General features: G+C 41.1%; 7 protein-coding genes. 4 read left to right on the forward strand and 3 right to left on the reverse strand.

Going from position 1 to position 10,254, the window contains the following annotated elements; all coding sequences use genetic code 11:
- Positions 1-69: 69 nt before the first annotated feature.
- Positions 70-900, forward strand: a complete 831-nt coding sequence (locus AB3N61_RS05165) for a sterol desaturase family protein (protein WP_367898642.1) — start codon at positions 70-72, stop codon at positions 898-900.
- 175 nt (positions 901-1,075) lie between these two features.
- On the opposite strand, the gene AB3N61_RS05170 is transcribed toward AB3N61_RS05165, so the two are convergent.
- The 3 genes from AB3N61_RS05170 to AB3N61_RS05180 are packed head-to-tail and all read right to left on the reverse strand — an operon-like array spanning position 1,076 to position 6,044.
- Positions 1,076-3,091: a PAS domain S-box protein gene (locus tag AB3N61_RS05170; protein ID WP_367898643.1), complete on the reverse strand. Its 2,016-nt coding sequence runs from the start codon at positions 3,089-3,091 to the stop codon at positions 1,076-1,078.
- A gap of 44 nt (positions 3,092-3,135) precedes the next feature.
- A complete protein-coding gene (locus tag AB3N61_RS05175) occupies positions 3,136-5,070 on the reverse strand; it encodes a hypothetical protein (protein ID WP_367898644.1) in 1,935 nt (644 codons plus the stop codon).
- Positions 5,067-6,044 (reverse strand): glycosyltransferase family 2 protein, encoded by a 978-nt coding sequence (locus tag AB3N61_RS05180; protein WP_020771124.1) that lies wholly within the window; start codon positions 6,042-6,044, stop codon positions 5,067-5,069. The genes AB3N61_RS05175 and AB3N61_RS05180 overlap by 4 nt, the downstream gene beginning before the upstream one ends.
- A 197-nt stretch (positions 6,045-6,241) precedes the next feature.
- Here AB3N61_RS05180 and AB3N61_RS05185 point away from each other — a divergent pair, with 197 nt between their 5' ends.
- The 3 genes from AB3N61_RS05185 to AB3N61_RS05195 are packed head-to-tail and all read left to right on the forward strand — an operon-like array spanning position 6,242 to position 10,253.
- On the forward strand, positions 6,242-6,583 hold the full coding sequence (locus AB3N61_RS05185) for an STAS domain-containing protein (RefSeq protein WP_008594836.1): 342 nt from the start codon (positions 6,242-6,244) through the stop codon (positions 6,581-6,583).
- A 14-nt stretch (positions 6,584-6,597) separates the two neighbouring features.
- Entirely contained in the window at positions 6,598-9,624 is a 3,027-nt protein-coding gene (locus tag AB3N61_RS05190; RefSeq protein WP_020771460.1) for an LIC_11026 family protein, read from the forward strand.
- A 5-nt stretch (positions 9,625-9,629) separates the two neighbouring features.
- A complete protein-coding gene (locus tag AB3N61_RS05195; protein WP_367898645.1) occupies positions 9,630-10,253 on the forward strand; it encodes a DUF1318 domain-containing protein in 624 nt (207 codons plus the stop codon).
- Position 10,254 lies beyond the last annotated feature (1 nt).

Genomic DNA, 10,254 nt, shown 5'->3' on the forward strand with positions numbered 1-10,254 from the left:
GAATTTTAAAATTCGAATAGGCGAATCCTTGTCGTATCGTGTAAACTGTGTGCACACGGAGAGAATGGGATGAACGAGATCGTGGATCAAATTGGCTATACAGCCTATTATTTTCTGACCTTAGGAATGTTATGGTTCCGCTATATTTTGATGGCCGGGATCGCTTATGTTTTTATTTGGATGATCTTTAAAGATAAGCTTAAACATAAGATCATTCAAAATAAACTTCCGGAAAAAGATAAAATTTCCCACGAACTCAAATATTCGGCCATCTCGCTTGCGATCTTTGCCGCCTCCGGGATTTTAGTTGTCTTAATGAAGAAGGCCGGCTGGACTTTTATTTATGATAAGGTAGAAGATTACGGAGTTCCTTATCTTCTCTTCAGCATTGTCGCTCTGATATTCCTGCATGATACTTACTTTTACTGGACTCATCGTTTGATGCATCATCCTCTTCTTTTTAAAAGAATGCATCTGGTCCATCATAAGTCCACAAACCCTTCTCCTTGGGCCGCGTTTTCTTTCCATCCTTACGAAGCCGTAGTGGAAGCGGGGATCGTTCCATTGGTAATACTTTTTTTACCGGTGCATACGACCGCCCTTATCGTGTTTTTCTTTTATAGTAATTTCCTGAATGTTTTAGGGCATCTTTCTTTCGAACTTTTTCCTAAAGGTTTTATAGAAAATAGAATATTAAGACTTCATAATTCTACTACTCATCATAATATGCACCATAAATATTTTAACTGTAATTACAGTTTGTATTTTAATATTTGGGATCGGATCATGGGTACTAATCACGAGAAGTATTTTGATACCTTTAGAGAAGTAACGAATCGAGAGCCTGAGGTTATAGAAGACGTCGGAACTCCAACATCGGCGATAACGACAGGAGTTTAAGTGCCGAAAAGTGTTGGAATTCCAACATAAGAGAACTGCAAAATTTGATTGTTAAGAGGCGAATTTTGTGATATTGCGTGTAAGCGCTCTCCCACGGGCCCTCCTCCTCCACCCAAAGCTAGGGCGGGGGCGACCTTCAAAAACTGTAGGAACTCCTACGTGCGATTCCCAAATTTTAATTAGAGGCCGGGAACCGTATCCTTGTAATAGTTCCTTGCTTTGAGGAAAGGTCGATTACGGATCCCTTTAACTGTTTAGTCAGAAGTTCCACAAGTTCCAAACCCATGGAATCCTCCTGTTTAGAATCGGAGGACTTTCCTTTTCCATTATCTGAAACGTCTAAATGGATCCAGTCCCCCTCCTTGTAAAAAGAGATCTTGATGATCTTTTCTTCGGAATCTGCTTTAAAAGAGAACGCGTGTTTTAGAACATTCGTCACTAACTCATTCAGGATCAGACCGATAGGGATCGCGGAATTTTGTTTGATCGGCAATGATTCGCAATTTAGAAAAATTTGGATCTCTTCTTTTTTATGGCCGAATGATTTGAGTAAGCTGTCCACAAGCCTACTTACGAACTCGGGAAAAAATTCGTCACTAATCCTATGTTTTCCGTACAAGGATTCATGCACATAAGCCATGGATAATATTCTATTTTGGGATTCGGTCAGCACCTGGGTCGGATTACTTGCTTCTACTTGCTCCAATTGGATGGAAAGTAAGCTGGATAATACCTGTAGATAATTTTTAACCCTGTGATGGACTTCTTTCAATAATAGGTCTTTTTCCTGTAGAGCGTTTGCCATAATTTCTTCCGCAAGTTTGACTTGGGTGAAGTCGGTGATAAAACCTTCCAAGGCGATCAATTCACCGTTTTCGCCTCTGACACCGGAGCCTTGCTCGAATGCCCAACGTATTTCTCCACTTCTACGGTGGATCCTGTATAAGAGTCGATACGGCAGATTTTTACTAACAGCTTCCGTAACTTCTTGAAACACCCTTTCGGTATCTTCCGGGTGGATGATCTCTCCAAAAGAGATCGTACGGTTGGACACGAAGTCGGAAGGCGAATAACCAGTGAGTTCAAAACACCCCTCGCTTATGAACTCCATGGTCCAATCCGGATCATATGCGCAACGATACGCTATTCCTGGAAGATTTCGGATCAGAGTAGAGAGTTGTCTTTCACTTTCTTTTAATGCGGTTTCCGTTTTTTTGTAAAACGTAATGTCGGTGCACATTGCGAGAGCGCCTTCATAATTTCCTTGGGCGTCGAAGATCGGATTTGTGGACATCAAGAGCCAGACAGGTTCTCCATCAGGACGTTTGAAATAGAAATCGTGAACTTCCGCTTTCCCTTGTTTTCTTTCTTCTAACCTTTTATTTACCGCTTCCGTTGCATCAGGAGTTATAAAATCGTAAAGATTCTTACCTATGAGTTCTTTCTCACTCATCCCCAAAAATTCTGCCATTTTAGAATTTACGAATTTAGTTTTTGCATACTTGTCAATGAGCCAGATCCCTTCTAATGTGGTGTCCACAATTTTCTTATAGTTCCCTTCTGTTTTAGAAAGAGCGGCCTTTGTTTCTTCGAAGAATACGAGTAAGATCACAATCGCAGAAGAGAATCTAAACAGACCGGCGATAAAAAAACCGATATAACCGAATTCAGGATGGAATTTCAGGAAAGGATAATTGAATACATGGATCCCCCAAAGAATGAAGATCCAGCCTGCGATAATCTTGCCTAGGCTAGGGATCAGATTTTTGGTCTTTAGAAAAATGATACCGGTATAAATTTGAGATCCACCGATCAATATATAGATGGGCCAAGCCAAGTATTCATTCGTGATCTTTTCTAGATCCAGATACAATGCCCAAAGACCCGCTAACGAAAACAAAACCTGAAATGGTTTGGTGAAAGGTTTATTTAAAAAATAAAAACATCCTAAAAACTGAAAGAATGCTCTTAAAAAATCAATGGAGAAGGATGGAAAGTATTTGTAAGCGTCCGCTCCTCCTACTTGCATAATATTTCCTAGATAACCTAATAGATGGAATATCCAGCAGATGGACCAGGCAAGCAGAGCTTTCTGTCCTTCTTTCTTGTATAAATATAGATAAATAAAAATTAGAAAGAAGGCGGAAGGTGTCGCTGTGATGATGGTGGGTAATAACCAAGGATGAGTCACGATGCCTTGCGCCGTTCACCGAAACGGATTTCGGTTTGATCCGATTATTTTTTAATAAGACGAAATTCTTTGAAACAATAATCTCCATTAGGGTGTTTAATTTCTTTGATAGCGTTCAAGTTAATCCCTAAACTTTCCGCTCTAGAAAGATATTTGGAAGGCAGATCGCAGGAAGGACCAATATACACAGCTTTGTCAAATTCGTCCCAGGATTTCCATTTGTATTTGCTATCGTTGCGATATTTTCCCTTTTCAACCGTTTTTTGTCTGAATAAAAGATCAAACTCGGAGGCAAGAATCCTTCCGGCCACTTGGAAGTTCTCCTCATCGTGGAACGCATTGAATGCGATATATTTCCCTTGGGGGTCTATCTCTTTCGCAAATTCTCTTGCCGGTTGGAATGTGGCTGTGTCGAATCCCTTTAAACAAAATTGGTTTTTGGAAAGATAAGTTTGGCTGAGTAATCCGCCTTCTCTCACAAATAGACTCGAGGCCCAAAGTAAGAAAACTAGGAAAACTCCGCAGAAGAGTAATTTTCTATTCTTTTCAGAAATTTGGACTAACCTAAAAGACCATAAGCTAAGGATCGTAAGAAGAGCAGGCAATGGGTAGAATACGTGTCTAAGCTGTTTGTTTCCCGTACTCGCATCGATAACAATGTATTGTAAGAAAACGATTATGGTGATCGCGAATAACGGATCTTTTAGGAATTTAGGCCAACCGATATTCTGTAATTTGGCAAGTAGAGAATCGATCCTTCCTTCTCCTCTTGCTTGAGTGAACTCAGTCTTTTCTTTTCTGTTCAAATAGAGCCAATAACCGATCGCACCCAAAGAAAATAGGAAGAAGGTCCGAAAGATCCAAGGTTCATTGAAAACATGGCTCGCAGGAAATTTATCCTCGGGAGATTCGAATAAACTTAAGATAAAACTGCGCACAAATTTGTTCACGATCATCTGAGCGTTTACAAGGCTCATTACCCTGTCCAGGTTCGTAAATAACCAAATAAAACAAGGGAGGATCGCGTACAAATACAGTATCTTGATGGAAGGGGGAGAAATTTTCCCTAAGTCCTTTCTATTCTTAAATAAGAAATAATTAAAATCCAAGAAAAGAAGAACCGTTAGGAAATATAAAACTTTTTTGAAGGACCTTTGGTCCAGGTTCCAATCCGTCACTACTCTCAAGACCGGTAATGAAAGAACAAGAAGCACTACCACGATCAGGAACAAAAGCCTGAGCCCTTTGTAGTGGACTTTTACGGAGAATCGAATAAATCCGATCCATTCCGGAAGTCTGGACATTAGCTCGAATAAAAAGATCGAAATGAATAATAAAAGTCCGTATGGATACTTCGTAAAAAATAGAAGGATCAAAACCGCAGAGACCAACGCCGCTACCTTGGAACCGGCAGGTAAACTTTCTCCCGGTTTTAAGTCCTTTACGGAATCATAAAGTTTATAGAGGCCCCAATACACCCAAAGAAGAATGAACATCCCTTGGGTTTCTAACATAGACGATAGACTATAAGCTGGAGTTTCGGAAGTATGAAGACTCAATGCCAATACAAAGATTGAGACTAAACTTCCGAAAAGGAAAGATCCGGAGATCCTGGAAACGATATAAATGATCGAAGGAAAACATAAAGCGTAGAATGCTAGACCTAAGAAGGAATCCTTCCAGGTGATGGGCCATTCTCCCGGGCTAGCCAAAAGTAAAAGCGAAAATATCGGACGTAAAGGCGGCCAGGTTGCCGATTCTAAGAAAGGAAGAGTTGCTCTCCAAAATTTGCCGTCTCTGTAATCCTGGAACTGGTCGTATACTGCCGTTAGCCGGATATTCTCGTCCCAGGTCAAAAGGTCCGTAATCGGGCAGATCTCTAAGAACGCCTGCCAGTTTTTGGAGATCATAACTCCAACGGCAAAAAAGGCGATAACGCCGAATAAAAGCCCTAAAACTCTATCCCAATTGCGGTTCATTTTTTACTTTTTTGTCTTACCGAGTAGATCTTCTCGATCACATAGAGAGGACGATTCTTGGATTGATCGTTTACCCTGCTTAGATATTCACCTATCATTCCTAATGCAATGAGTTGGATCCCGCCTAATACCAGAACAACGATCATAACAGAGGTCCATCCTTGGATGGTATTGTCCGTAAACAGTTTTAAGTAGAGAATATAGACGGTATATAATGCGCCAAAAAATGCGGAAGCAAATCCTAAATAAGAAGAAAGTTTAAGCGGGGCGGAGGAGAAGGAAGTGATCCCGTCTAAAGCAAACTTTAACATCTTGCTGACGGAAAATTTGGTTTCTCCATCAAAACGTTCGTCTCTATCGTATTCCAATCCTGTTTGTTTGAAGCCGATCCATGCGATCAATCCTCGGATATAACGATGTTGTTCTCTCATGGAGACTAAAACATCTGTCACCCTTCTGCTCATGATCCTAAAGTCTCCCGTGTCGATCGGGATATCGAAACGAGTGATCTTTTTTAGGATCCTATAAAATACGTGAGCGGTAACGAGTTTAAAAAAGGACTCACCTTCTCTTTTCTTTCTTCTTGCATAAACGACGTCGTAACCTTCCGACATTTTTGCATAAAGTTCTGCGACAAACTCAGGAGGATCTTGAAGGTCTCCGTCCATGACTGCAACGGTTTCACCTCTTGCTGTATCGATCCCGGCAGTGATGGCTAATTGGTGTCCGTAATTTCTGGATAAGTTCAAAAGAAAAAAACCCGGTTCCGATTCGCAGAATTTTTTTAATACGTCGAAGGTATCGTCTCTCGAACCGTCGTTTACAAAAAGAATTTCCGCATCTTCTTTTCCGAAGCGATGCTTTTCTTTTAAAATACCGAGTAGGACCCGAAGTCTTTTTACAAGTTCGGGGATGGTTTTTTCCTCATTATAAACGGGAATGACTAGGGATAAAAGAGGAGGCTTAGCGGGCATGCTGACCTTGGTACGATGTTTGTATTCGGTCAAAATGTCGACAATATTTCCGGTAATTTCTATCCGAGTCGAAACCTAGTTTCCATTTGATTTTTGGGATCTTTCGATGGATTCCACCGGTCAATTCGGCAAAAAAGGGCTTTACAAGAAGGCCTGAATGCAGATCTTATATAAGCACAAAAATCCAAGAAAGGGTTATGAAAATCAAAGTCACCACTAAAAACGACGTTCACATCATCAAGATCGAAGGCCCGATCAAAGCGGGTAATGAATTCGAACTTGGTCAAAAAATCGAGGAGTATATCTCGAAAGGTGACGTTCCAAAGTTTATCATCGACCTTAAAAAAGTTCCTTTCATCAACTCAGCCGGTTTGGGGATGTTTTTGAACATCTACAAGCATATAGACGGTTTGAAGGGTCGCATGGTATTTACCAATTTGAATAACGATATCGAAAATCTAATGGAGATTACAAAGTTAGCCAGCATTTTCGAGATCTACAAAACGCTGGAAGAGGCTATCGAATCCTTCGAGTATTAGCCTAAACATTTCGGTTGGCTTCCGAGTTCTTACAGTATTTGAAAAAGAAAAAACTCCGCCTTGGGATCATTGCGGGGATTTTTCTCTTCTATCACCTTCTTTTCAACTCAATCACAGGACAAATCCTATTCGATAAGATTGCCTCTTCCGCTTTTGCAGGAAAGTTCGAGGCAAATGTCAAAAGTTTTTCACCACTCTATGGATTTAGGTTCACTGATGTAAAATTGTATCCTAGAGCCGACTGGGGTCAGAAGCCTGTACTGATCGCTAAAGAACTGGGGATCTCCTACAACCTTCCTCTTATCATTTTTGGGAGATTAAAACTTTCCAAAATTTCCATCCATGGATTAGAGTTGGACCTCCTACAAAGGGGAAACCTCTGGAATATTTCCTCCGCTTTTCCACCGGGCAAAAAAGAAGAAGTTAGTACCGAAAAAACGGAACCTCTTTCGGAGATCCGTACCTATCTACCGGTCAGCGCATTCTTAGAACTGGAGCTAAAAGATATCAATATTCGAGTGAATTCGGAAAACGGTTCGAAGTCGTACTCCGCAGGGTTGGAAGGATTAGAGCTTGGATTTCTTTTGGATACGAATCGTTTCACTCGGATCCCATTCGATTTGAACGTTTTGGATCTGATCGACGAATTCCAGGTAAAATTGAATCCGGAGAATCAGATAAAATTACGATTCCAAGATTCTTCCGGTGGATTAGACCACCCATTTCGCTGTACGTGGATCTGGGAAAGAGCAGAAGGTTCCAAATCCGGGTTCCATTCCAAACTCGACCTTGGTTCCGAAAAAATACCGATACGAATTGCGAATCGGGTCAGTGCACCTTTCGGTTTTTCCATCCAATACGATTTAGATGTTTCTCCGGAGAAGAAGGAACTACTCCTTAGAAAATTAGAATGGAAAGTAGGGGAAGATACCTGGTTGGAAGGAAGCGGAAAAGTTTCCGACTTTGCTGCGGATTCCGGTAACGTAAATCTCGCCATTCAAAAATCCAGGATCAGGCTCGCGCCTTTATCGGATTTTTTGCATAGTATCGGATTCGATTCGTTCTCCATGAGTGGAGAAGCAAGCTTGGCTCCGATTTTAGCGGAAGGTGGTTGGGACAATCTAAGGGTCCTGGGAGAGATCCGAGCTAATGGATTGGATTTTAAGATCGGTAAAAAAAGACATTCTGTTCCGGTATTCCATTTGGATTGGGATATTCGGATCGATCCTCAGAGCGAAAAGGGTCCGGGGCCAAAGATCCCTCTTCCTTGGATAAGGTCTTTTACATTCAAAAATTTGAAATTGATCTATAATGAAATTCTATTAGAGGGAAATCTCAATTATTCTCAAGCAGAAGGACCGAATCTAAATCTGAAATTGGACAATTTCGGATTAGGAGAATATTTAAAAGGATTTTCCGGTAAATTTTCCGCTGAACTTTCCGCTTTAGGAAAGGATTTTTCGCAACTGGATGCGTCCTTAAAATTAAAAGCCAAAGGTTTCAGATTCCCGATGGATCGAGGTAACTCCGGAAATATCTATCTGGAAGGTGGTCTAAAAGCTATATTCCTTTTTCCTAAAAAAGCATGGGGTCTGGAGGAAATATTAGTATCCAGTCTGGGCCTGCAAGCCTTCTCGCCTGAAGGAAACTCCGCAGCAAAATTAAATACCGGAGGAAGGATCGGACTTGGAGAACCGTTCGTATTAGATCTGAAAAAAGCGGAATTGGATCTGGATTTGGAACATCTTGTTCCGATTCTTCCATTGTCGTTACGTGAAACGTTAATTCCAGTCCGAAACCAAGTAGGAAAAACGATCGGCTTGGACGGAGACTTTTATTATTCACTCGGGAGTCAAAGTCAGAATATCCAAGGAAGCCTAGGTGTCGATCTGCCTGGGATGAATCTGAGAGATGGAAAACTATCCTTAGACCTAAAGATGATGGGCGGCCCAAGTTCTAAGATCAAAATTGATAAACTCGAATTAAGTGCATTCTCCCGAAAATTACATTTAGGATTGGGTGGAGAATTGACAAAGGCCTCCAAAAACGGACCACCTCCTTTTATGGGAGAATTTATCCCTAACCTCAAAGGGGAACTGAAACTTTTATCTCCGAAGGAAGGCGGATTGATCAAGGGGCTATTCTTCCAAGGAGAAGCGGGGATCAAATTTAGTTGGTTCGGAAGTCTTATTCAGGGAAATATAATATCTAAAAATTCTAATGTACTTTTGCAAAGCGGGGTTTGTCCTGGATACGATTGTAAACTGTATAGGATAGACGGTTGGAATGCGGATGTTCCTTTCTCGCATGACCTCTCCGTAAAAGAGACCAAAAATATGATCGAGGGGAGCAAAAGGAAATTCGTGATGAATTACGGCCGGACTCCTGCACCGAATTTTACGATCCGACAGATCATTGGAAATCATCCTTCCCTAAAAGGAACACCTTTCGAATACAGCAGACCTAAGGCGGATTCTCCCGGGCTTTCCGCTAACATGGAATACTCGGAAAATTATTTACGGATGGATTATCTAAAGGTATATACTTTGGACGGGGAAATTTGGGGTAAGGATATGATCGTTAACGTAGGTTCCGGCGACCCTGAAAAAATGGAATATTCCGTCTCCTTGAGAGTAAAGGATATAGATCTGAAACAATTATTACCTGCTAAGACCCAACCTAAAATAGACGATGGGAAGGTGAAAGCCGACTTGAATCTTTGGGGAAGGAATTTGGGAGATCCAGTTCCTAACTTAAATTTATTTTTTAGTATCTATCAGATCGGGAACGATTTCGGGAAAAGTGCGATCAATATTTTTGCACCTTCCAATATACTCACCGATTTTATCTACGGAAGTTATGCGGTGGATAAGATTGAATTGGAATTGTCCAAGGGGTTAGTCTATGCTGTGATCTTATTTAAACGTTCCATTCTAGGGACGATCATCCGATTGGAAAATAACCAGGTTTCCCAGCAGAGAATGCCTTTAGCGAATTTCCTAAAACGCGCCCAGAACGAGATCGAAACTTTCAATCAGTAGAACTTATGAAGAATATTCTAAAATCTTATTTTATACTTTTTGTAATCTTCCCTTTATTCGTGTATTGCCCTATCAAGGCTCCTCCGATCACGTTTACCCAGACCCAAACCGCCGCGGAAAAACAAATGTTGGGAGAGGATCGAAATCTTGAAAAAGACGGATGGCTTATCGCTTCCATTAAAACTTCCTCTTCCGGTTCGGAAATTTGGGAAAAGGATCTGATCAAAGAGGAATTCGGGAATACTTCCGATAACCAATTCTATATGGCGCTTCGTATTCTGGCTTATTTGGCGAGAGAGCTGAGAGAATACAGAAGTCTCGGAGTGTTAGCGGAAGGAATCGATGGAAAAGTAAGATGGAATCCTAAGATCAGAGAAGCCGGAGCAGGTAAGGTCTCTCAAGATCCAAAACAAAAATCCCGTATAGATGATATCGTCAAACTTACGAATGAAAATAGAGAGATCGTAATTAAGGAAAAATTAAAGAAGGTTTTTGGTGATCCGAATCGCAGTCTTACTGAAAAAGAAAAGACCGCTATTAAGGAAAGTGTCCAGACTACTTGGGTTCGTTCTGTGGATGTGGGAGAATATTACGAGGTTTCCGCCGGCAATTGGAAAAAAAAGGAATAAG

The sequence above is a fragment of the Leptospira sp. WS58.C1 genome (assembly GCF_040833995.1).
Taxonomy (GTDB): Bacteria; Spirochaetota; Leptospiria; order Leptospirales; family Leptospiraceae; genus Leptospira_B; species Leptospira_B cinconiae.

Coding starts and splice junctions, on each gene's coding strand:
- AB3N61_RS05185 (WP_008594836.1), top strand. CDS start 6,242: ATGAAAATCAAAGTCACCACTAAAAACGACGTTCACATCATCAAGATC.
- AB3N61_RS05165 (WP_367898642.1), top strand. CDS start 70: ATGAACGAGATCGTGGATCAAATTGGCTATACAGCCTATTATTTTCTG.
- AB3N61_RS05175 (WP_367898644.1), bottom strand. CDS start 5,070: ATGAACCGCAATTGGGATAGAGTTTTAGGGCTTTTATTCGGCGTTATC.
- AB3N61_RS05180 (WP_020771124.1), bottom strand. CDS start 6,044: ATGCCCGCTAAGCCTCCTCTTTTATCCCTAGTCATTCCCGTTTATAAT.
- AB3N61_RS05195 (WP_367898645.1), top strand. CDS start 9,630: ATGAAGAATATTCTAAAATCTTATTTTATACTTTTTGTAATCTTCCCT.